This is a genomic window from Coprococcus eutactus, assembly GCF_025149915.1.
GTDB classification, from domain to species: Bacteria; Bacillota; Clostridia; order Lachnospirales; family Lachnospiraceae; genus Coprococcus; species Coprococcus eutactus.
On the sequence record NZ_CP102278.1, the window covers coordinates 2,588,497 to 2,613,358 of the forward strand.

The 24,862-nt window shown below is 45.5% G+C and carries 18 protein-coding genes and 1 pseudogene; 2 read left to right on the plus strand and 17 right to left on the minus strand.

Annotated features, from left to right (window positions below; translation table 11 throughout):
- Window positions 1-72: 72 nt before the first annotated feature.
- Together glgD and NQ536_RS11535 are read right to left on the minus strand one after the other, a co-directional pair.
- Window positions 73-1,197 carry a glucose-1-phosphate adenylyltransferase subunit GlgD gene (gene glgD / locus NQ536_RS11530; protein ID WP_004853328.1) on the minus strand — a complete coding sequence of 375 codons (1,125 nt, stop codon included), beginning with the start codon at window positions 1,195-1,197 and terminating at the stop codon, window positions 73-75.
- Between the two features lie 2 nt (window positions 1,198-1,199).
- Window positions 1,200-2,468: a glucose-1-phosphate adenylyltransferase gene (locus NQ536_RS11535; protein ID WP_004853325.1), complete on the minus strand. Its 1,269-nt coding sequence runs from the start codon at window positions 2,466-2,468 to the stop codon at window positions 1,200-1,202.
- A 321-nt stretch (window positions 2,469-2,789) separates the two neighbouring features.
- Here NQ536_RS11535 and NQ536_RS11540 point away from each other — a divergent pair, with 321 nt between their 5' ends.
- A complete protein-coding gene (locus tag NQ536_RS11540; protein ID WP_004853323.1) occupies window positions 2,790-4,571 on the plus strand; it encodes an asparaginase in 1,782 nt (593 codons plus the stop codon).
- 78 nt (window positions 4,572-4,649) lie between these two features.
- Here NQ536_RS11540 and NQ536_RS11545 read toward each other — a convergent pair whose 3' ends face one another.
- The 9 genes from NQ536_RS11545 to NQ536_RS11585 all read right to left on the minus strand — a co-directional run bounded on the left by NQ536_RS11545 (window position 4,650) and on the right by NQ536_RS11585 (window position 17,167).
- Window positions 4,650-5,051: a Fur family transcriptional regulator gene (locus NQ536_RS11545; RefSeq protein WP_022058125.1), complete on the minus strand. Its 402-nt coding sequence runs from the start codon at window positions 5,049-5,051 to the stop codon at window positions 4,650-4,652.
- Window positions 5,052-5,258: 207 nt separating this feature from the next.
- Entirely contained in the window at window positions 5,259-7,664 is a 2,406-nt protein-coding gene (locus tag NQ536_RS11550) for an alpha-galactosidase (RefSeq protein ID WP_004853321.1), read from the minus strand.
- A gap of 35 nt (window positions 7,665-7,699) precedes the next feature.
- Window positions 7,700-9,139, minus strand: coding sequence for a glycoside-pentoside-hexuronide (GPH):cation symporter (locus NQ536_RS11555; protein ID WP_004853319.1), 1,440 nt, complete (start codon window positions 9,137-9,139; stop codon window positions 7,700-7,702).
- A gap of 19 nt (window positions 9,140-9,158) precedes the next feature.
- Entirely contained in the window at window positions 9,159-10,172 is a 1,014-nt protein-coding gene (locus NQ536_RS11560; RefSeq protein WP_004853318.1) for an alpha/beta fold hydrolase, read from the minus strand.
- A gap of 68 nt (window positions 10,173-10,240) precedes the next feature.
- Window positions 10,241-11,725: a DUF6937 domain-containing protein gene (locus NQ536_RS11565; protein WP_004853315.1), complete on the minus strand. Its 1,485-nt coding sequence runs from the start codon at window positions 11,723-11,725 to the stop codon at window positions 10,241-10,243.
- 90 nt (window positions 11,726-11,815) lie between these two features.
- A complete protein-coding gene (locus tag NQ536_RS11570) occupies window positions 11,816-12,409 on the minus strand; it encodes a TetR/AcrR family transcriptional regulator (protein WP_022058130.1) in 594 nt (197 codons plus the stop codon).
- Between the two features lie 282 nt (window positions 12,410-12,691).
- Window positions 12,692-14,821: a HelD family protein gene (locus NQ536_RS11575; RefSeq protein ID WP_004853308.1), complete on the minus strand. Its 2,130-nt coding sequence runs from the start codon at window positions 14,819-14,821 to the stop codon at window positions 12,692-12,694.
- Window positions 14,822-14,857: 36 nt separating this feature from the next.
- Window positions 14,858-15,580, minus strand: a complete 723-nt coding sequence (locus NQ536_RS11580; protein ID WP_004853305.1) for a fibronectin type III domain-containing protein — start codon at window positions 15,578-15,580, stop codon at window positions 14,858-14,860.
- A 27-nt stretch (window positions 15,581-15,607) separates the two neighbouring features.
- On the minus strand, window positions 15,608-17,167 hold the full coding sequence (locus NQ536_RS11585) for a S8 family peptidase (protein ID WP_044998356.1): 1,560 nt from the start codon (window positions 17,165-17,167) through the stop codon (window positions 15,608-15,610).
- 198 nt (window positions 17,168-17,365) lie between these two features.
- Between NQ536_RS11585 and NQ536_RS11590 the strand changes: the two genes are divergently transcribed.
- The gene (locus tag NQ536_RS11590) at window positions 17,366-18,220 is read left to right on the plus strand and encodes a hypothetical protein (RefSeq protein ID WP_004853301.1); all 855 of its coding nucleotides are present in this window, start codon (window positions 17,366-17,368) and stop codon (window positions 18,218-18,220) included.
- A gap of 214 nt (window positions 18,221-18,434) precedes the next feature.
- Here NQ536_RS11590 and NQ536_RS11595 read toward each other — a convergent pair whose 3' ends face one another.
- The 6 genes and pseudogenes from NQ536_RS11595 to NQ536_RS11620 all read right to left on the minus strand — a co-directional run bounded on the left by NQ536_RS11595 (window position 18,435) and on the right by NQ536_RS11620 (window position 24,803).
- Entirely contained in the window at window positions 18,435-20,738 is a 2,304-nt protein-coding gene (locus tag NQ536_RS11595) for an ABC transporter permease (RefSeq protein ID WP_004853300.1), read from the minus strand.
- A 33-nt stretch (window positions 20,739-20,771) separates the two neighbouring features.
- Window positions 20,772-21,482 (minus strand): ABC transporter ATP-binding protein, encoded by a 711-nt coding sequence (locus NQ536_RS11600; RefSeq protein WP_004853298.1) that lies wholly within the window; start codon window positions 21,480-21,482, stop codon window positions 20,772-20,774.
- A gap of 287 nt (window positions 21,483-21,769) precedes the next feature.
- Entirely contained in the window at window positions 21,770-22,309 is a 540-nt protein-coding gene (locus NQ536_RS13975) for a histidine phosphatase family protein (protein WP_334290441.1), read from the minus strand.
- Between the two features lie 315 nt (window positions 22,310-22,624).
- Window positions 22,625-23,389 (minus strand): annotated as a pseudogene (locus tag NQ536_RS13980) (patatin-like phospholipase family protein); the annotation flags it as partial.
- 203 nt (window positions 23,390-23,592) lie between these two features.
- Entirely contained in the window at window positions 23,593-23,721 is a 129-nt protein-coding gene (locus NQ536_RS11615) for a hypothetical protein (RefSeq protein ID WP_256276475.1), read from the minus strand.
- A gap of 188 nt (window positions 23,722-23,909) precedes the next feature.
- Complete coding sequence (locus NQ536_RS11620; protein ID WP_004853289.1) at window positions 23,910-24,803, minus strand: DMT family transporter; 894 nt, start codon at window positions 24,801-24,803, stop codon at window positions 23,910-23,912.
- Window positions 24,804-24,862 lie beyond the last annotated feature (59 nt).

Below are 24,862 nucleotides of genomic sequence, written 5' to 3' on the forward strand. Positions count from 1 at the left end.
GACGCACTCTGTAATCCCACACACAGATTGTCATTTGTATTATTTTGTATAAGCCCTCTTTTACGCTTCTGACTAGAGAGCGTATCTGAAGTTCTTCTCCACTATAACCTTTATATCTTCTGGCGTTCCCTGATGAACTGTATTCGCGCGGAGAGTATCCCGGCTCTCCACAATACAATTCTCTATGATGGAATTGTCCCCGATATTAACATCGTTAAGTATGATAGAATTCCTTATCACACAGTTGTTGCCGATGTATACCTTCTTAAATATGACTGAGTTCTCAACAGTACCGTTGATGATACATCCGCTTGCTATCAGACTATTGTTGACAACCGCATCAGCATTGTACTTTGCAGGTGGAAGATCGTCTACCCTTGAGTAGATATCAGGATGCTGCTTGAAGAAGAAATCTCTTACATCTTTCTTGAGAAAATCCATATTTGCTCTGTAATACGATTCCTTTGTTCCTATATTTCTCCAATAAGTATCCATCTTGTATCCGTATATTCTCTTGACGCCCTTATATCTCACGAGAATATCTCTTACGAAGTCATTTCTTCCCTCGTTGGCGCATGTCTCAAGGAGCTCTATGAGCTGTCTTCTTCTTATTACATATACACCGATAGAAACGGTGTTAGTTCCTGCAACAAGCGGCTTCTCCTCGAAGTCAATGATGCGTCCATCGTCGTTCATCTTGACAACACCAAATCTGTTGATGTCATCCTCGCCCGGTGCCATATCCTTACATACTACTGTGATGTCTGCACCATTGCTTATATGCTCTTCGAGAACCTTATTGTAGTCCAGTTTGTAGATTCCATCACCTGATGCGATAACTACATATGGCTCATGGCTCTCCTTGAGGAACTTGATATTCTGATAAAGTGCATCCGCTGTTCCCTTGTACCAGTAGCTGTTCGCTGCTGTAATGGTAGGAGTGAATATAAACAGACCTCCCTGCTTTCTTCCGAAATCCCACCACTTGCTTGAGTTCAGATGCTCGTTCAGTGATCTCGTATTGTACTGTGTAAATACCGCTACCTTCTGTATATGAGAATTCGTCATATTGGAAAGTGCGAAATCGATTGCTCTGTAACTTCCTGTGATAGGCATAGCTGCAACGGCTCTCTTAGCTGATAAATCTCCCAGCTTATTGCTGTTACCACCTGCCAGAATAATTCCTAATGCTCTCATGTCTACTCACCTGCCTTTATAATACTACCGCCACTTGGGAGCTGTCCGTCCGGATAATCAGATGGATCTGTGTCTCCAAATATAGCAGTGTTCTTACCTATCGTTACGCCCTCAGGTATAACGGAGTTCTCACCTATAGTTACAAGGCCAAATGCGTAGATATTAGGTTTCATCTCATTGACAGCCTCTTCTCCAACACCAAGCTTGGCATTTGCTCCAACCTTTACATTCTCAGCTATAATTCCCTTTTCAATGTAAGCTCCGGCCTCGATCGTAACCCCATTCATGATAATTGAATCCTTAACGACCGCACCCTCTCCTATTGTTACACATGATCCTATAACTGAGTTTTCCACAGTACCATATATCTCGGTTCCCTCTCCGATGATACACCTTGTCACCTTCGCTGACTCATCTATGTACTGAGGTGGTATTGCGTCTGTCTTTGTATATATCTTCCAGAACTCCTCATAGAGGTTGAACTCAGGAACTATATCAACCAGCTCCATATTGGCCTCCCAGTATGAGCCAAGAGTTCCTACGTCTTTCCAGTAGCCCTTGAAGTCATATGCACAAATCTTGTTGCCATTCTCATGGCAGTATGGAATGATGTGCTTACCGAAATCGCATCCAGGCTGATCCTTCATTGTGACGAGTGCCTCACGCAGGATCTTCCAGTTGAATATGTAGATACCCATGGAAGCTTTATTGCTTCTAGGATTCTCTGGCTTCTCCTCGAACTCGGAGATGATTCCATCATCGTTTGTTATAACGACTCCGAATCTGCTTGCCTCCTCCCAAGGAACCTGATATGTTGCAAGCGTTACATCCGCATTCATGGATTTATGATATTCGAGCATATGCTCATAATCCATCTTGTATATATGATCTCCTGAAAGTATGAGTACATAATCCGGATTATAGTAATCGATGAACTCGATATTCTGATAAATGGCATTCGCTGTACCGGTATACCATTCGCTGTTGTTGCTCTTCTCATATGGCGGAAGAACTGTAACACCGCCTATGTTCCTATCCAGATCCCATGGAATACCTATTCCGATGTGCTGGTTAAGTCTGAGTGGTCTGTACTGTGTAAGTACACCTACTGTGTCAATCCCCGAGTTGATACAGTTACTCAGTGGGAAATCGATTATCTTGTATTTGCCGCCAAATGCTACGGCTGGCTTGGCAAGCTTGGATGTAAGAACCCCAAGACGGCTGCCCTGTCCGCCCGCAAGAAGCATGGCGATCATCTCTTTTTTAATCATGTAAGTCACCTCTCCATGCAAAATTATAAAATCATTATACCATTCTTTTTATAATAATCAAAGTTTTTTATGCATTTTCACAAAAAGAATGCGCATTTTTCGATTTTTTTAAACATTTTTTACCCAGTATATATTTTTTCTTGATGGAATTTGTCAATATATGGATATTTATTTTAGTTATAAAGCACTTAAACTTTCCATTCGACAATATTTAAGTGTATAATAAGCGAGTGGGAATCGTATCAATACCGCAGTTTTGTATTATACTATTCCATAAGCAGCACTAAACATAAGAAAAGTATTTATAAGGAGTAATCATATATGTCAGAAGTACTTATAAAAGAATATCGCGGTAATATTGTTGAGAATGTCCACCGCGGCTCGATCGCCATAGTGTCTTCCACCGGCGATACCGTAGCCTATCTGGGCGATATCGAGAAACAGACCTACATGAGATCAGCCAGCAAACCTATACAGGTCCTGCCTACACTTCTGGCCGGACTTCACAGAAGATTCAACCTCACGGATGAGGATGTTGCCATGTTTAACTCATCCCATTGGGGCAGTAACCACCACATATTTGTTCTCGAAGAGATAGCGAGAAAGACCGGTCTGAATCCGGATGACATGATCATGAAGCCATGCAGCTCCACATCGGCTTCTGCCCTTGCAGCTAAGCTTACAGACAGGTCAAAGCTCCATCCAAGGCAGGGACAGAGCAAGCTCCAGCACTGCTGCTCCGGCAAACATTTCAGCCTTATGCTTCTTCAGCGTGAACTGACAGGTAAGCCGGACGGATACTACCTGAAGGATTCACCTGTCCAGCAGCAGATAATAAACTTCATATCAATGCTGAGCCAGACCCCGACCTACAAGATTGGTCTGGGTATCGACGGCTGCGGTGTTCCTGTATTTGCGCTGCCGCTCAGAAGCATCGCCATGTCCTACGCCAAGCTCATGGATCCGTTCAGTATGTCCGGGGAGCTCAGAGACATCATAGACTACAACTTCTCATGTATCCACAAATACCCTGAGAAGATCAACGACTACGGCACACCTTCCTATTATATTAACCAAAATCCGGACCTGATAATGAAGGACGGCTCAAGGGGCGTGATCTGCATGGCCATAAAGAGCATGAAGCTCGGAATAACGGTCAAGCTTGAGGACGGCTGGACTGACGAATTTCAGGGACTCATCATCGCAAATATTCTTGAGCAGCTTAAATATGATGACACAGAGCTTATCGAAAAACTTAAAAACTGCTATTCCACAAAGCTGTACAATGACTGCGGAATAGAGGTCGGCCACTCAGAGGTCGACTTTAAGCTTAATATAGATCCGATTTTCTTTGAACCAGCAGAGGAATACATTGATACGGACGGTGACGCCGAAACCGATGAACTTAACGATGAAGGTGGATCTGATATATCCACGGATGATGATGCCTCTATTCAGGAATACATCCCTGACCTAGGCAAGGATTCAGCTTTTGAACAGGGCTCACAGGACGTCAACTCCGCCTTTTCAAAGGATGCAAGCACCTACGATCCGGATGCTGACAGTGCTTTCGCTGACGGGGAACCATACTCACCTGAGAATGATTCGGCATTTGACCGAACACCTGACGAGATTCGCGCTGCATTTGACCGAAAAGTAGCCGAGGCTTACGACAAGGTATCAAAGGCGACCGAAGAGGCTGATGATGACTCTGTTATAGACGATATAATTTCAAAGGAAAATGAGAAGCAGACCATAGAGAAATCCGATATATCTGAGGAAGAACAGAGAGCCATGCGCAATAAAAAGTCTATACTAGGCATGAATGTTGTAAGGCCGTCAGCCAACCGCACCGTTATAAGCAATCCAAGAGTGGACCCTATAAGCGTAAAACCAGGCCAGGCAGCCCCAGCCGAGCAGGCAAAACCTGTCTCCCAGACTGAGACCTCAGGGATTGCTGAGCAGGCAAAGAATACGGTGAGATCCAGTTTTCAGGTATTTTCCCCAGTATCAGCGGAACCGACCAGGCACGTCGCACAGGATTACACCAGCAGAGACATCAAGCTCGCCAACATAATCTCACAGAAAAAAAAGGATGATTGACCAGCGGGATCACCCTTATAACGCAAAAAATCTGCAGTCCGTACCAGATATGGACTGCAGATTTTTTTGAGCAAATGATCACAAACTCTTCAGACTGTCCTTACAGTTCGGGCAGATTCCGATAAATTCCAGGTTGTGGGACAATATGACAAATCCACTGTCCGTCTCCACTCCCATACGTGTGATGGAATCCTGATATGGAAGCTCACTGTCATATATCCTGTCACACACTTTGCATCTTATATGGTAATGCTTTTCCGTGTTGCCATCGTAGTGTTCCATCTTGTCCCCAGAATATACATTCATGACGATTCCTTCATCAACCGCATCCGAAAGCACCCGGTACACTGTTGATTTGCCAATCTTGTACCCTCTCTTTTCCAATTCATCTATCAGACTCTGGACTGTAGGATGAGTCTTGAGCTCTTTTATAACAGAGTAAATGACCTTTTTCTGCCATGTATTTCGCTTGTCACTCATTATATAGTCCTCCTTCTGGAATTTGTAGACATTTATTGAGGTCCGCCCCACTGATAAATATTACAGACATACAGATCAAATTTATCAAGAACAATTCTCTATAAGAGTAAGATAACACATTTTAGATATTATTTCCACTATTTTTAAAATGTAAGTTTTTTCCAACTCCTCGATCCAGTATATTAATGTTGCATGTAGTAATATACGTCACTGTCTAGTGAAGGTATATAATCTCAGTCCATGCTCCGTCCATAGAGCCGTCTGGTCGTTGTATCCCGTTCCCGCAAAACCAGGCGCAAGGTTCACTCCGACACGGTTAAACACCGCACCGGACGCTTTCACGCATTCTTTCTCGCCGGGCAGTTTAACCACTTTGTCTATCGCACTCTGAGTCAGAGAATCCGGCTTTACATGAACCGGTGTCACCATGTTGATGAGATCTCCCATGATTTTTACGCTGTACTGCAGGTTTCTGCCCTCCAGGACATACATAGCGTTTTCATCAAGTCCTTTTGTTCTCAGGTGCTTGTAAGTGTAATTCGGTATCACCTGGCCCTCATAATAGCAGGCTACTGCATCTGAGCCATCCTGCGCCACCGTCATAAACTGGTACACATTTCTCTTTAGTTCTGACACCGTGCCATTCTCAATCCTGTGATACTCACCGAACTGAAGTGTACGCCTGTGTTTCTTGTAGAACTCCACCTGCTCTTTTATAGCCTCAAGATCTTTCTTCTTCATATCGCACAGGTTGCACTCATAGCCCAGCACTCCAAATGCCGCTACTCCGAATCTTGTCTCAAGCGGAGTAACCCTGAGCGTCTGATGATTCGGACATCCCGACACATGACTGCTGACGACCGACATAGGGTAGCCATAGCTGTAACCAGTCTGTATCTCAAGCCGTTCCCTGGCATCCGTATCGTCACTTGCCCATATCTGCGGCATGTAACACAGTATGCCGAGATCAAATCTGTTGCCCCCGGCGGCACATCCCTCAAACAGTATCTCAGGGAAACGCTTCGTAAGCCTTCCCATGATATCGTAGAGTCCCAACACATACCTGTGTCCAAATTCGCCTTGCCTGTCAGATGGCAGCGTCTGGCTGTAACGATCCGACATGATCCTGTTCATATCCCACTTAACATATGAAATATTCGCAGATGAGAACACCTTCGTCATAGAGTTCACTATATGATCTCTCACTTCCTTGTTAGTGAGATCCAGCAGCATCTGATGACGTCCCTCGGCATGACTCTGTCCCGGCACTCTGACCGCCCACTCTGGGTGCGCCCTGTAGAGGTCACTATCCTCGTTCACCATCTCAGGCTCAACCCATATGCCAAATTCCAGTCCAAGTGCATTTATCTTATCCGCAAGCTGTTTTACTCCTCCCGGAAGCTTGCTGAGGTTCTCCTGCCAGTCCCCAAGTGAGGATGTGTCATCATCCCTGTGCCCAAACCATCCGTCATCCATGACGAACAGCTCTATGCCGCACTTTTTTGCCTCCTTTGCAAGCTTCAAGAGTTTCTTCTCATTTATATCAAAATAAGCAGCCTCCCAGCTGTTCAGCAGAACCGGTCTCTCCCTGTCCGCCCAAAGGCCTCTGACTATATGTCTTCTGACAAATGCATGCATACGGCTGCTGACCCCGCCAAATCCTGTATCTGAATATGTCATGACTGCCTCCGGCGACTGGAACGACATTCCCGGTCCAAGTACAAATGTAAACCCTTCCGGATTGATTCCGCCAATGATTCTCATACGCCCATAGGAATTCTGTTCACAGCTCTCCATATGGTCACCTGAGTATATGAGATTGAAACCGTAACACTCACCATGTTCCTCAGAACAACCGTGCTCCGCCACCATGAAAAATGGATTTGCCCTGCTGCCGGAGGTTCCGGTTGATGATGAGACAGCCACCTTTCCCTGCCGTACAGGGTGCTCCGACCTGTGCATCTCCCTTGCCCATGCTCCTCCAAAATGTATCATGTCATATTCCTTATACATTCTCATGTCGATCTGTGTGGACATAAGTCTGTCCACCCGCTCTACATCATCACTTTCATTTGTCAGTCTGGCACTTCTAGTTATCACGTCACAGTCATCCCATGTGACATATATAAGCTCAAGCTTCTGTCTGTAGAATGTGTCCCGCAGGGTTACAATGAGCTGTGTTACTTCATCAGCCACACCAGTGCCTTCGCCCATTCCACCACCACTTTCCACTGCACAAGGAAGTCCTTCAAGCTCATCCCTGCCATTCTTTATCTCATAAGATTCGTACACGAAGTCGCAGGTCGTACTTCCATTTGCATGAGTCATGCAGACAAACGGCTCGCTGACATCCCCCTTGCCGGTCGATGACAACTCCTGCAGCATATTCTCAAGTGTGAGGCCACCGCCTAGCGCTATGGCATTACCGGTCTCGAACAGACTTCTGTCACGTGCCGCATCCCAAAGGCCCACCGTATTCAGATCTCCGCCATCCTGACTCCTGCCACCATAATACAGGTGCTCAAGGTGTCCATCTGGGCGCACACACATGGCATACTGAGTTGACTTTGTCTCCAGTATGAATACCTGATTTTCTTCTATATATCTGATCATAACGGTTCCTCCTAATAATATATATCGCCCCTCTCCTATCTCAGTTTTGTCATGATCTCCTGCATCCGCTCCTCTGTCAGCTTGTATTTTCTAATGAAGAATACCAGTCCTATAATGAGAAGAACTATCGGAACAACTGTCATCATCATGGAAAGTCCCATGAGGGTTCCCGTGCTCTGCTCTATGACCTCCGATGTTCCATCCGCTGACTGTACGAGCCCCACCCATTTGATGGCAAGTCCGGCAAAAAACACTGCAACTCCCGACGCAAGCTTCACGACAAATGTCTGCATGGAGCATATGACGCTCTCATCCCTCTGTCCGTTCTTGTACTCTCCGTAGTCTATGCTGTCTGCAAGACACACAGTTATCAGCACGTTGAGAAGTCCGCTTCCCGCAAATACCAGAAGTCCCGGTATGAACAGAACGTACCAGCAAGGCACTCCGGCCACGTTCATGTGTGTAACTCCTGCAAGGCTGCAGGCAAGCAACATCACATAGCCAACGATCTCATATACAACAGAGTGTACGAACAGTTTTCTCTTGGACATCTTTTTTCTAAAAAGTGGAAAGAACATCATAGCCAGTATCTGCGCGCCGCCGCCAAATGCGGAGAATAGCGCATATCCGCTCTCACTTCCTATGTCATATGTGAAGAAATATATGAGAAGGTTGCTTGTTATATAGAGTGCGGAATTTACGAGCACGATGGTGATGACTACTGCCAGTGCCTGGTCATTTGTCACAAGTGAATGGAACATCTCCCCTATACCATGAGCCTCTGGGGCAGTGTCACTCTTCTCCTTTACATTTGCCACGCATATGGTCTCTGAAATGACAAATACAACTGCAACCAGCAGTGCCCACCACTTAAATCCGATACGGTAATCCGTAATATTCAGCTTGTCCACCGCCAATGCTGCGCCACTTATGGCTGGAACCACTATCATGGTAAGTACAGTAGGTATGGCAGAACCCACGCCAGCGCAGGATCTTGCCAGCGCCGACAGATTCTCCCTCTCCTTGCCCGGCTCAGTGATGGCCGGGATCATGGACCAGTACGGAATATCCATCAGCGTGTATGTGATTCCCCACAGGAAATATGTCACTGTCAGGAACACCTTCATGCCACCAGCTCCCATACTCTCCGGCACAGCGAACATAGCATAGAGAACCACCGCGTTCAACACAGTTCCCGAGAATATCCACGGTCTGAATCTTCCCCATCTGCTTCTGGTCTTTGCCACCACGATGCCCATGATAGGATCGTTAAATGCATCAAACACCCTCGCCACCATCAGCACGGTTCCTATAAACACCGAGCTGACGCCGAGCACCGAATTGTAATAATACAGTATATAGCTGGCCACCAGCATATACACCATATCCTTTCCCACAGCCCCTACTCCGTAGGCTATCTTTGTCCTTTTCTGAAGGCCACCCTCAGACACGCCCTGCTGTGTATTATCTCCCATATATAACCTCCTTAAAGGCCTAACCTTTTATATCTGCCAGCCTTGTCTCCAGCCATTTGTCAATATCGTCAAACACCTTATCCCTGCACAGCTCGTTCAGTATCTCGTGCCTGCAGTCCTCATACAGATAGCATGCAACATTGTGTGACACCCTTCTGTGGTATAGCTCGTAAAGCTTCAGAACATCCCTGCCGTAGTGTCCCACTGGATCACTGTCACCGGACACGAACAGAACCGGCACATTCTTCGGTATCCTGGCGATATTTCTGTCTTCCTGTATATAGTGAAGGGTGTTGAAGAGCGTCTCGTAGCCCTTCAGTGTAAATGAGAACTGGCACAGAGGATCATCCACGTATGCGTCCACGCGCTTCGGATCACGGCTCACCCAGTCTTTATTTGTCCTCTTTCTCACTTCACCATTCACTATAGTTGTCCTTGGAATACCCCTGTTGTATGTTCCAAATGCAAGCAGTTCCATGAGGGTACTCCTGTACCTCTCGCCATGCTGGCTCTTCTCAAGCTCCAGCACAAGTCTGCCGATCTGTAGCATATACTCCGGCATGCTTCCAGTTCCCATGCAGATAAAGCCGTCCACACTTGAGCCCTCCGTGTAAGGTGACGGATATTTTGGATCCCAGCCGTAGTCACTCATGTATCGTCTCGCCATAAATGAACCCATAGAGTGTCCCATCAGGAAGAACGGTACTCCTTTGTATGCCTTCTTCAGACTTCTAGTGACTCTATGAAGATCCGCGACTATTGCCTTGCTCGCATCGTAGGCATTCATATATCCAAGTTCATCCATATTTGCCGCCGTGAGTCCATGTCCCAGATGATCATTTCCTGCCACCACAAAGCCCTTTGCTGCAAGATACCTTGCAAATTCATCATATCTGTCTATCAGCTCTATCATTCCATGGGATATCTGAAGTATCGCTCTTATCTCCCCCTGTGGCTCCCACACGATAACATGCAGCTTGTCCTTGCCATTTGATGATGGTATAAATGTCTCTTTCTTCTTTACCTTATACATAATGTAACCCTCCTTAAAAGCAGTGCTAATCCACGCCTGCTGATTATTCTGACCGCAATCCTTACGCCTCAGTTCTTCATATTCATCGCCAGTTTTACTACCTCATACGCTCCGTCATATATTCCGTCCGCTTTGTTTCGCTTTATGTTCTCACACATGCCTGTGAGTATGCTGTCATCCTGCATGAACAGCTTCATCATCTGGAGTGTGTGTGGTATGTCACGGCACTCCAGTGTTCCATCTCCGATCTCCGCCGAGTGTATTGCGCCCCACTGCTCATGCCCGCCAACTCTCTTGATGAACAGCTTTGGAACTGGATAAAAGGCCAGCTCAGACGGCTTCGTTATGAGTACATCACAGCTTCTCATGAGAAGGTTAGTGCAGTACACAGCCTCATATATATTCTCGTGGCAAAATGCGTGTATTCCGTGCACCTCTTCCTTAAGAGCCGTATCCGCAAATGCTGTGGTGTCGCTCCAGTCATCGAAATGTGTAGTGACAAGGCTCTCCATAGCTGGTATCTCTCTCACCAGCTCTTCCCATACATTCATATAATCGCCTAGATTCACGTACAGAACCATGTTGCCCTTCTTCACGCTGGCAAGCGCCGTCCTGATAATAGCTGCAAATATATCCTTCTGCGCTCCGGCTCCTCCTATGGTGAGGAAGAAACGCATCGGTGCTTTTCTCTTTCTTCTCTCTATTCTCCTGTCACAGTCCTCCTCTATGGCTGCCACCAGCTCATGGTCTATATAGTGTCCAACGTATCTGATGGAATCGCCGGGCATAGGCTTAAGCACCTCATCCCCCTGCATTCCATTCAGCGTCCTGTAACCGAGGTATGCCGATCTTGTCTGCACCGTATGAAGGCTTCCCTCCGCAAGGTGGAGCGCCATAGGCCAGTTGTCCGGAATGGCGTTTACCACATGCTTCATTCCTGCGTGGACTGCTGCCTGAGCCGGCCACACATGTGTAGCCACAAGTGGGATATCCTTTGGAACATTTCCAAACACCGGTGTCATAAGCTCCGCATTCATCTGATCCGAGGCATTGTATGACAGCTTCCTGAAGCCCTCATAGTTCATTGGCTCCCACACCGCTTTATTAAAGACCTTACTCTTTCCTGATATCCGTGAGCCCAGAGAATACAGTTTGTTCTGTGCCTCTATGACCTTTCCGCCTGTGGTCTCACTGTAGGAATTGAGATCCATCCAGTATGGCTTATATCCCAAATGATTTGCCGCAGATGCTATCGCCATGGATATTCTGTAGTGTCCAAATCCCATCCTGATATTTCCAACTATGATTCCTTTGTCACGGTCAAAATCCTCCCAGCCGCCAGTACCCGCATCGTCACTGGCTCCGCTGTCTATAACAATGTTGGAGACGCCGAGAGTATCTCCAATATAAGGATTTTTAACAATTGCCAGCGGATAGTCAACATCACTGTCATCACCGAATCTCCTGACAAATCTCTCCCTGGAGTTCTCCGCCCTTTTCACTACCTGGCTGCTCATCCTGTTTCCAAATATAACCTCAGATCTTTTTCCCATAGCACACCCTCCTGTCTTTAATATATACCGCCCATCTCACCCCGGTGAATTGAACCGGTCGCGGGGGCCTATTCCAGATAATCCCTTCATTCATAGCAATTTCTGCTCCTTACAGGATATACCATCCATAAGCACATCCAGTGTATACTGCACCGCCTCGTCAAATGTAAGTCCTGCATCTATCAGGACTGTAGTCTCCATATATTTCTCAAGTGTGGCCTCGAACATGGTCTTGATAACCGGTATCGGAATATCTCTTATAACTCCCTCGTCAATTCCACGTCTCAGGAGCTCTATGGTATTATCCCACTGCTGCTCCATCATTACTCTCACCCTGGCAAATATCCTTGGATACGATTTTTCAAGCTGATATATCTGTCTCCAGTCCAGCTCGCTGTAGCTGTCAGGCATGGCTATGAGTATTGCCTTTATCTTCTCCACCGTGGTCAGGCTGTCGTCATCCATGACCGCCTGCTCACTTCTCTTAATCTGCTCATATATATATGTCGCTGTGTCAAAGAATAATGTTTCCTTGTCTCTCACAACCTGATATATTGTCTTCTTGCTCACACCAAGGCGTCTTGCCATATCGTCCATGGTGAATTTGAACCCCTTCTCACGGAACTCTTCTATGGTCGCCTCGTATATTCTAAGCCGTAACTGCTGCTGTGTTTCTCCGTCCATAACACCCTCCTGTCCACAGGTATCCATCATGTCCCTGTACTTACTGAACATTCTCAGGAAACTCGAAAACTCTTCTTGGTTTCCTCGTTTCCTTGATAATAGCATTTATTTGTGTGTTCTGCAATAATAAAAGTGCGTTATTTGTGTTATTATGTAATTTTTGCACAATTTGCACAATTTGCAAGCACGGACTTTGGCTCGTTGCTCGCGTAAAATACGGCATCTTCATTCAAAATGAAGATGCCGTATAACTTTTCTCTATATTGTATCTCTGTAACTATATCACTCACTCTGCATCACATCGATAACATAAAGCTCATGCAAAGCTCTCGTACATGCAATATAATGTGTATGTCTTGTCACCATACTGTTTTTATAAGTTCCATCCGTCATGACGTACACCGCGTCAAACTCCATTCCCTTCGCAAGGAACTTTGGAAGCACGACCACACCTCCAGAATATACCACTGACTGGTTTGTGATTAGTGTCACCTCAGTGTACTCGGATAACTGCCTGTACACCTCGTACGCATCCGCCTCGTCATTTGTCAAAATGGCTATATTGTCGTACGCATCCATATCTCCGTAGCTCAGCTTGTCATTTATAAATTCCACAGCCTCATCCAGGGATCCGCACTGTATCTCCTCCGGCACCCTGCCATGCCTCTCCACTGTATTTCCGCCTATACCCTCGTCGCCGAGTATATTATTGCAGAACTCCGTGATCTCCGCCGTGGATCTGTACGACTCTGAAAGCTCCATGAGCTCATAACCACCCTGGCCGTTTCTCTTTGCAAATATCTTCGTGAGGACATCTACCACAGTCTCTTCCGGATTATAGAAAAGCACCTGATAGCGGTCTCCCAGGATAGTTTTTTTACATCCAAATATCCTGTCTAAAATCGCGTACTGGAATATCGTGTAGTCCTGCATCTCATCTATGACTAGATGCTTTATATTGTTGTAGGTATTGCATCCGTAGAAATATACCTGAAGATAAAGTATCGGAAGTATATCCTCATAACATATCTTCCCGTATTCATTTTTGTACTCTGATATTCCCGGATATTCCGGCTCCATCTCTGCAAGAAAATCCACATATAGCTTCACTAGATTTCTCTCCGCAAACAGATTGACCATCTGTTTCTGTATCTGCCTTGCAAGATTATTTTTCTTCTCCTCCGGGAATTCCTTCGGAGAATTATCCTCGACTCTGTCCACTATAAAATAAGCTATATTTTCAAATCTCTCATACACCGGCTTCCTTGAAAATCTTCCGTTGAACATGGCTGATATGTCATCGCCTGTGTACTCCACTTTCTGGTAGTGGAACGTTCTGAACTTTATCTCTGAAACATACCTCTCCAGGAATTCATTGAACCTGTCATAAAATCCTATGGATGACTTGACCTTTAGGTTCCTTATCCTCTGGTTCTCCTGATCCCCGCTGTCTATGATGAACTCGGACTGTTCAAGCTTTGTCTCATACTCCTCATCTATATACAAAAGCTCCTCAAGGAGACTGTCAAATTCCTTCTCCGGCACACTGTTTTCTTCAAGTTCCGGGAGCACATCCGATATATAATCTCCAAATATACTATTCGGTGAAAGTATCATGACCTTGTCACTGTCCAGCGTCTTGTAATTGTAGAGCAGCCAGGCGAGCCTGTGCATGGCGATGACAGTCTTGCCGCTTCCTGCCCTGCCGTCAACAATCAGGTTGTATGCCGTTCTATTTCTTATGATAGCATCCTGTTCCTTCTGTATTGTCGCAACCACACTCTTCATCTTCACACTGCTGTTTCCGCCAAGAGCCTCAAGCAGTATGACATCATTTATATTTGCATCGGTATCCACAGCCTCCCTGAGTTTTCCATTTACGATAACGAACTGCTTCTTCTCAATTATATGCCCTGTGAACTTCTCACTGCCCATATCCTCCGTGTTCACCGTGTATGACGCCGGTCCCTTCTCATATGCGTAATACATAGAAGATACCGGGGCACGCCAGTCGTATATAAGCTGTTCATTGTTCATATCCGACTCATATCCAGCCATTCCTATATAAAATGGAATGACATCTCCTTCATCATCGTATCTGAACGTGACCTTTCCAAAATACGGATTTTTCTTCTGATGTTCATACACCTCAAGCCGTTTTGCAGCCCTTGTGAGGTATGCCTCATCATTGTTCACAAGCTGCATGTTCTGAAGGAACTCCTCATCATCCATATCGCCATGGCTGTCTCTCATGTATTTCTTCTGTTCTTTTATGCTGTCTTTCTTCAGTTCAACAGAGCCCTCGGTCACACTTATGCTGTAGTCGAGTTCAAGCTCAACATTGTCAAAATAATCCTCTTCCTCCTCTGCGGAGGTTGCCCTGTAGTTCTCCATATCTTTATTTTCTGCCATATATCCTGCCTTCTGTCTTCTATAATATAATCATAATTACCTGACTTTTATCTTCTTCACTGTGCTCCAGGCCCCATAATATACTTTTCCGCCTGACTTTTTATAACACCTTATCCTGACATAACAGGTCTTACCAGGCGTAAGATATTTCATTGTTCTGTCCATCGCACTGCCGGAAAGATTAACCGCCCTGTATTCGCAAAATGAGGCATCATAGCTTCTCTGCAACTGATATCCCGTGATACCGGAAAGCTTTTTCCACTTTACATACACAGACCTTTTAGCATCAGACCTCACCGATACAAATGTAGCATCTGGCACTCTATACGCCGATGCCCCGCCAGAACTATAAGAGCTCCACACATAGCTGTGATATGCTTTCACCGTGTAAATATATGTGGCGTTCGGGCTGGCTCCCGTATCCATCATTGAACACGTTCCGGCTTTGACTGACTTATACACCGACCAGGAAGACGTTCCCTTCTTTTTCCGGTATATCCTGTACCCCTGGGCGCCTGCCGTCTTGCTCCATGCAACCTTTATTCCGCCCTTCACATTCTTCGCTGCGACATTTGGCGTTGCAAGTCTGATTGTGAGAAATGTTCCCGCACATGAACCCAATTTTTCACCTCTACAGGCCTTTACCGCGTATCTATAGTACGTTCCCGGCTGTACATCATTGTCCTCATATGTGAAAGTTTCCCCATTCACTACCGCTATACAATGATACCCAACACCAACCTCCTTGCGGTACACCATGTAACCGTCCGCATTTTCTGCCTGATCCTAGAATACTTTGATGCCCGAAGAGGTATTGTCAGCCCTTGTGACAGTACATTTTCCCAGAGCGATATCGGATCCATCATCATACACGTTCCGGAAATAGTCAGCCATGTACGGACAGCCATATCCACAGTAAATATCCTTGCCGGCATCGCCCAGATCTACGCTGTACTCTATAAGTCTCGCCTTTAGCTCGTAATTTGTGAGCTCAGGCTCCGCCATCTTGACATAGGCTGCTGCCGCCGCGATGTGAGGTGACGCCATGGATGTTCCCGTATTTGATCTGTATCCGCCATCCTTCCATGCCGACCTCACGGCACTTCCCGGCGCAGAGAAATCAACCTTGTCACCGTAATACGAGTATCCCGAGGCAAACTTCACTGTGGTATTGTCAACTTTCACCGTTGTATCGCCCACACCATCTGTATCACCTGCTGTCAGCTTCTGCAGCGCGGACACAGTTATCACATCCTCCCTGTCTGCCGGATAGGAATTACCCTCGACATCCATCGGAGATCCATTTCTGCCCGCATTTCCCGCAGCAACACACATGACTATGCTGCGTTTTTTCGCCTCTGCTATGAAGCCATCTATTGTGACCTTTGTATCCTCTTTCGCATTATCCCCATAGAAACAAACGCTCATATTTATCACGTCAACATCCTGATCGATGGCTGCCATTATACCCTTCTGTATAACCGTTCCGGATGTAGTCCCGCTGTCGGAGAAGCACTTCAATATTGTGAGTCTGACATTGTCTGGCGTGGCATCCGCAATTATCCCCGCTACATGGCTCCCATGGCCAAGACTGTCACTGTAATCCCCGATGTTGTCACTGTCATAGCAATTCCTGCTCGCTGTCTTATCTATCCTTCCCTCAAAGAGGGTATTTGAATCGTTCACTCCTGTATCTATGACCGCCACATCCACCCTGGCTTCCACACTGTACGATGACACGCTCGCTTTCAAGGTATCCATTCCCATATATTCCGTTCCCCAACTCACTGCCGTATATGAGCTGGTAGATGTGCCGCTGTCCGCCAGTATATCATCCGCATGCATTATCTCATCCAGCATACATTTGTCGCTGCCATAATCCGCTACCATCTGCCGGTATGCCTGCTCTGTGTCCTGTTCAGTGTCAAATCCAAATATATAATAATCATATTTGTCGTAGCATATTATATCAGAAGCACCATAATCATCGCTCACCTCATCGGCAAATAACACTATTCGTCTGAGGCTGTATTCTGACTGTGCTTTTGTGTCACCGCCTACATCATATCCTGCCAGCTCGCCACCTATTTCTGCTGTGTATCCACTTTTTCCCAGATCTTCAGGTTTTACCATCCCTGCTTCGTCCATGGCCTCATCCAGCTCGTCCACGCTGTCAACCATTTTCACTGGTATACCTTCAGAGGCACCTTGCTGAATACTGCTCCGTTTATCGCAATCTGCATATACCTGACCAGCTCCGGATGTCAGCCCCTCAAACACTGTACCGGTACATACAGCAAGCGCAGCCACAAATGCCAATATTCTTTTTCTCTCTTTTGATCGCATATGCGGCCTCCCTATGCGCATCTTGTTATTCAAGTTCAAAGCTTTGATAACCATTATAACCATTACGCGTAATTAGGTTAAGTATAACACATTCCCCCTCTTCTGCCCAACATTATATGTAACCTGCCAGCCGCATTTATCATATTCTATAGAAGAGACTTAAACAGTCTCATCACAACATATCACGGAGGTAAAGTAATGGCAACATTCACTAATCAGGCAACTCTGTCATACAACGGAGGATCCACCAATTCCAATATCATAACCGGAGAAATCGTTGATGTCCTTACCGCATCCAAGACCGCGGTCGTTGACACTTACAGAACGCCAGATAACATCACATATGTGGTGAGTCTGGTGAACACTGGCACGCTGGCACTCACAAACCTCACGCTCACAGATAATCTCGGAGCTTACACAGTGGGAGCAAATACAATCTATCCATTGAACTATATTGCAGGATCTGTCAGATACTATACAAATGGCACGCTCTCAACAGCGCCGGCAGTCACTGCAGGTCCACCTCTTGCCATTACCGGAATATCTGTTCCGGCAGGAGGAAATGCTACTATCATATATGAGGCTTCAACCAATGATTTTACACCTCGTGGCAATGAGGACTCTGTTGTCAACACCGTGACCATCACCGGCGGAGGACTTGCAGATCCTATAACTGCAACGGAAACAGTATCTCCTGTCGCTTCACCGGATCTCACGATCACAAAGTCCGTCAGTCCAAGTATCGTTCCGGCAAACGGTCAGCTAACATACACATTTGTCATTGAGAACTACGGAAACACTGAAGCAGCCGTGGGTGATAACGTGACGATCACAGACACCTTCAATCCGGTTCTCCGCAACATTTCTGTGACATACAACGGAAATGCATGGACTGAGACCACTAACTACACCTACAACGAGACAACCGGAGCTTTTGCAACGGTTGCAGGGCAGATAACTGTTCCTGCAGCTACATTTGCCCAGAATACAGCCACAGGAGTCATAACGACAACGCCTGGAACTGCGGTAGTCACCGTGACAGGAAATATCTAACGAGCCTGTAGGTACAGCGTCTAAAACGATTTGTTTTTCACAATGATGCAAATATCGCGATAAAAAGGAGAATTTTATCCTGATTCCGTCTGAAATACAGGGGATAAGATACAAAGTCTTTCATTTGTGTATCTTTTACTCCCTTTCAGACAGTAAAAAGGATAAAATTCTCCTTAATTACCATTATTATAATGCCATAGTCCGATCACACGTGCTACTCTACATTTTTCAGTGCCTCGTCCATCGGGATCTTCTTTATCTTCTTCATCTGCATCAGCGCTATAACAAGATAGCATGCAAAGCTGAGGACAAACATAAGCGGGAATATCCAAGGAGCCATGTATATCGGAAGCCATCCACTGAGCATTTCCGTGAGCATTGCTCTGTATATGACTTTAAGAGATACATAGCTGAGCAGAATGTCTATCACTGTCACCACCGCCACCATGATAGTTGTGGACGACAGATACAGTTTTCCTATCTCCCTGCCGTCATATCCAAGTATCTTCACCATTGATATTGAGATCGTGTTTCTCTCAACTATGAGCTTTGTGAGCAGGTATACAAGCAGCATGAACATCAAAAGTGAGAATGCTATGACTATGTAGAACATGCTTCCAATAGATTTTTTGAGCTGTCTCGATACCTTTATCAGATCATCCTTTGTAATCTCGGACACAACATGGTCGCTGATGTCCGTCAGTTCTTCGTCCGAAAAATAACCTGTGAAGTATCCCTCATCCAGTCCAAACGTCTGTCTGAAATCATCCTCTGTCATGAATATCGCCAGCGTGGATGGATACTTGACCGAACCCGTCAGTTTGAATTTGTAAATATCATCCCCATAGTTTTCCTTGAGCTTGATCTCATCTCCATCTGAAAGCCTGTATTTATCCGCATAGCCATCCGAGACAAGAACATCTCCATCTTTTAACTTCTTCGGGAAATATCTGCTGTCCTCATGGATTCCATACACCATGATCTCATCATCGATATCCCCTGTGGTCTTGAGTGTCTTTACGCAGTAAGTCTCAGCCGAATCAACAGAAGTCTCAACCTGTGAATCAAGTACATATTGATGTGCAGCCAGCATATTGTCCAGCACATCATCCTGGTAGTGCTCCAGCAAAGGATTGAGCATCAGCCCGAACATCATAAGGACCTGTGCAAAATATATTCCTATGAGCATGACCACATATCCAGGGATATTCTGAAGTATCACCCTGGTCTTGAATCTTGTCATAAATTTCCAATGTGGAAGTTTTACTGCCTTCTTTCGTCTCGATCTGCTGAGATCATGTCTCAAAAATCTAAGCGGAGACAGCTTCAACTTGTTGCTCACCACCAGTAAATTTACAACCAGCATGATTATCAATGGTATGACCGTAGTCAGGACAAATGCATCCGCATTCCAGATAGTCTCGTACTTTGTCAGCGAGTAGCTGTCATAATACAGCTGCGCCCCCATATCCTTAAAGCATGTATACCCCAGTATATTTCCAACTATCGATGCCACAAATGTAACTATGACAGGAAGTGATATGTAATGGATGAGCAGTTCCCTCTTTGTATATCCTGACGCGCGAAGAGTTCCAATGACAGACGCCTCCTTTGTCAGAGTGTTGCTGATGGTAACGGCAAATATGAACGCAAGTATCACGATGACGATATATTCGAACCACTTCATCATCTCAGTATCGCTGCCTATATCCTCCCCGGTAAAGTTGATGGCCTGATTCTGATATCTCGGGATAAAGGTGTCGACTGTGATCCCATTCATCATTGCCTGAGTGTATACCGTCTTTAACAGATCATCGGCAAGTTTCTTCTCTTTCTTCTCGTCATCGGGCATGCCGTCGTTATATTTCCAAGCATAGGACCATTCCCTGCCATTTTCAGGCAGCCTGTCAAATTCAGTTCCAGTCACAACAGCGACACCAAATATGGTGGCATCGAACATTGTGTCATTGTTATTCTGAAACATTGTACTGTAGTCAGATAATGCCACATATCCGCACACCTTGTAATCTCTGCCGCCGACCTCAAGTTCATCCCCGATCTCAATGTCATTGTTCTCAGCAAACATTCTGTCAATGGCAAGCTCATCATCTCTGTCTGGCAGGCTGCCTTTCATTGTGCACATCCTGTTTACATCATGTCTGACCTCAAATATTCTCAGTGTCCTTCTTTCACCATCTGCCGAAGTATTATCAGTTTTACTATCTGATTTTTTTATGCTCATATCAAGGTCATAGTATGGCATATCATAAAGAGTTACACCCTCGTCCTCGATAGCTTTCTTCATATCGTCAGTCGCCTCACTGTTCAGGGCAAAATGTCCATCCTCAACATTGTATTTGTCAAAGCTCTGATTGTACGTCTGTTTCATGCTTTCTCCGGCAACAAGAAACCCGGACACCATTCCCGTGGTTATCACCATGAACAGGAATATTACTATATATTTTCCAAAGTCATCTTTGAGCTCCTTTGGAATTCGCCTACACAATGGATTCTTCATATCAAGTCCCCTTTCCGATCGAACGTCATCCTTTTACCAGTCAAGATCAGCCGCAGATATCTTGTTCTCGTTGACTATGTTGCGTCTTATCATTCCATCCCTGAGTTTTACTGTTCTGTCCGCCATGTTCTTGATGGCATCATTGTGTGTTACCATGATTATGGTGTTGCCGTACTTCTGATTGACATCCTCTATCAGCTTGAGTATCTCCTTGGAGGTATTGTAGTCCAGTGCTCCCGTCGGCTCATCACACAGAAGTATATCCGGATTCTTCACGATGGCTCTGCCTATCGATGTCCTCTGCTGCTGTCCACCGGAAAGCTGATTTGGAAGCTTATGTCTGTGCTCATATAACCCAAGTGTCTTGAGGAGCTCGTCCACATCCAGCGGATCATCACTCAGATAAGCACCGACTTCTACATTCTCCTTCACATTGAGGTTTGGGATCAGATTGTACATCTGAAATACATATCCGAGATGCTTTCTCCTGTATCTTGTCAATGTCTTCTCGTCCATGTCCCCTGTCTTTTCCCCGTTTATGGATATGTAACCCGAATCCGGGCTGTCGATCCCACCTATTATATTGAGAAGTGTGGATTTTCCCGATCCGGATGGTCCGAGCAGCACACAGAACTCCCCCTTTGCAACTTCAAAATCAATCCCTTTTAAAACCTCTGTCCTATTCTCACCTGAGCCAAAGCTCTTTCTTATTCCACTGATCTTCAAGAAACTTTTTTCTCCCATAATTCTCTCCTTTTTTCATCTGACGCTATACACAAAATCGCAATATGATTTTTCAAAAATCGCTTATAGCACTTATCGCAGTGTTTAATTAAACATGTGAATAACTGTTCATATATTTAATAGCACAGATCTTTTTCCCTGTCAACTTTCATAATGATACTTTTTATCATTATGCCATTGCCGAAGTACTCATTATATATCAAGTGCCTCGGCATATATCTTTTAATACAAAAAAGTGTAACTTCTATGGTTCTTATCCCCATAAAAATTACACTTTTCTTCTGAATCTATCTGAATCTATATTCCCGGACTTCGCAGTTCTTTATTCCAAATGCGGCAAATTCCTTATTTGTCATATCATTGAAATATGACTGCACTATCCTTGAAATTCCGTTGTGTGCAACAAGCAGATATGTTTTGCCATTTTCCTGGGACTCCGCTTTTAGTTCATCCAGCAGATTGTAGACTCTCTGGCACAGATGCACCATAGTCTCACCGCCTTCATAATGATCCAGGAAATGTGTCTTCGCCTCAGCAAATATTGCTCCATCTCTGGCGGTTCCCTCGTATTTACCAAAGCACTGCTCCCTGAGTCTCTCCTCCGCCCTCATCGGGATCCCGGTGATCTCAGATATATGCCTTGCGGTCTCAGATGCTCTGACCAGAGGAGAATACAATATCTCATCTATATGATATCCGCCATTCTTTATGATCTCACCAAGCTCCTCCGCCTGTCTGTGTCCAAGCTCTGTGAGTTCTATGTCTGTGGCACCGCATATCTTATTTTCCACGTTCCACACCGTCTGTCCATGCCGTGTGAAATACAGTGACGCACCTGACTGATTCTCATGTTCCGTTATCTTCTTCCTGAGTCCGAAGTACCGCACCAGGACAGCCCTCGCGTCATTATATCCCTGGGCTATCCTCTTTTCCACCCCCTCCGGTGAGAAATCCAGCATTCCGTCTATGGCTCCGCCGAGCGGCACGGATGGATAGATGTGTATCATCTCTGCATCGTCATATCTGTCAGTCCTTCGCGCATCCAGATGAACCACCACAAATTTGCGGTATCCCTCATCATAAAGCGGCTGTATCGGCACATTATCACCGCCGAGGAAGAAGCCTCCGTCATAATACTTAGTCTGATCTATAGTTTCCATCGGAAATATAACCGGTATCGCAGATGACGCCAGAAGTATACGCTCTATCTCTGAAGGCTCCATGCCTGCAAGCTGAAATCTCTCAGGTGTGGGCTTACCCTCCACATTGAGACAGGTCGCATAACAGCTCATCTTGCTGTTGGATACCCCGGTCAACACAGGTGAATTTTCCAGTATATCCATGAGTCCTTCCCTTGAGAAAAATCCATCCTTTATCTTCATTCCCTTTGCCACCGCGTCAAGTCCTATACACTCTATAGCACTCTGAATGACCGGATTGTCTATGGTCGTAAGCTTCTCCTTGATGGACTCATACCACTTATTTCTGTTGTCCTCGTCTATATCTTTGTTGGAGAGTATTCTGTCATTTGTTATGTCGTACCACATCTGTGTCGCCTTATCCAGATCACCACAGGCATAAAGCGCTGCATTGAGCGCGCCCACCGAACTTCCCGAAACTGCTTTTATGTCTATGACATCCTTATACTCCTCAAGGGCTTTCCACACTCCGATCTCATAGGAACCTCTGCCTCCGCCTCCTCCGAGAACCAGACCATATCCATCTTTGATGATTACAGTCTTCTTATCCTGGCTGTCCCCGGCTCCAAGCTCTATATACCTCGCCTCCTGATGCTGCTGTTTTTTCTGGGCAATGGTCTCCTCTATCACCTTATGCAATTCCTCCGCTCTGCCCTTTATCTCCTCAGTCTTTTCCTGTATCTCTTCAAGCATTTTTCCTTTATCCATATATTTATACCCCCTTTTTAAGAGTCATTTTCGTATGATGCACATCAATTTTCATACAATCATTTTACCATGCAAAAACCTTAATCTACAACCGTCCTCGATAATACTTTATAACTTTTCATATGGCGACATCCAGTAGCGCTACGCTCTTGTGTTTCTCGTACACACTGAACATACTATAATTACATTTTCAACATACTTCCTTAACATCCGATACACAAAATAAACACAGTATCCCTGTAGTATATAACCAGATTGATGAGGACAGCGGATGTACGAAGTGCCCAGGCAGCATCAGCGCACTCGCCGTCACTCAGACTAACAACAATCATATTTACATAGATGAGTGGTCCGGCGCCTCTGAAATTCCGGAACCCACTCCTCATAACCTTCCTTTTTAATTTTAACATTATAAAAGACGGATATCAGAAATTAACATTTACCCATTTTACACTTCTGATATCCGTCTTTTATTTGTTGTATTTTCAATTATTCATCATTACACTGATTTTATCTATATTCACTGTCCATCCGCAGCTTTGCGATCCTGTCTCAGACTGTACCACCACTTGAACACAGCACTTCCGATGATTATCACGTAGCCAGTAATGCTGAGCGCATCCGGTATCTGATCCAGAAATACAAATCCCAGTATGGCTGCAAATATGACCTGGCTATAATCAAATACCGATATCTCCTTCGCCGGAGCTTTCTGATAAGCCGCCGTGATGCTGAACTGTCCGCCTGCAGCCGCAAGACCAGCGCAGAGCAGGCATACAGTCTGCTGCCACGACATCGGCGCATGATCCACTATGATAAAAGGCAGTGTCACGATGCATGAGAACACTGAAAAGCACATGACTATGACTGGTCCGCGCTCTCCCTGTTTGCCAAGTTTTCTCACATATGTATATGCAACGCCTGCGCCAAGTCCGCCGGCAACCCCGACCATCGCGTACAGAAAATCCATGTGAAATGAAGGTTTTACCACAAATACCGCCCCAGTAAATGCAAGTATAACGGATGCCCACTCGATCCTGTTTGCCTTCTCCTTCAGAACAAAATAGGACGCGATGATCGCAAAGAACGGGGAGAGCTTGTTGAGGATATTTGCATCGGCAATATTTAATTTGTCGATGGCATAGAAATTACAGATGAGTCCGGCTGTACCGCATATACTCCTCGCCGCAAGCCCCGGCCAGCTGTCCTTTCTTATCCTGAACTTCTCCTCAGTCCTCATGAGCATCGCGATCGCAACGACCGCAGCCACCGCATTTCTGAAAAATGCCTTCTGCATAGTTGGCAGATCACCTGATATCCTAACGAAAAATGTCATAAGCGAGAAAAAGAATCCCGCCATGATTATGAACAGGATTCCCTTATATTTGTCTTTTATAACTAGATTTTTTGACATTTAAGCCTCCTTACAGTTATAGCAGCGATTACCAAATGTCCGCGCAGCCGCAAGCCCTG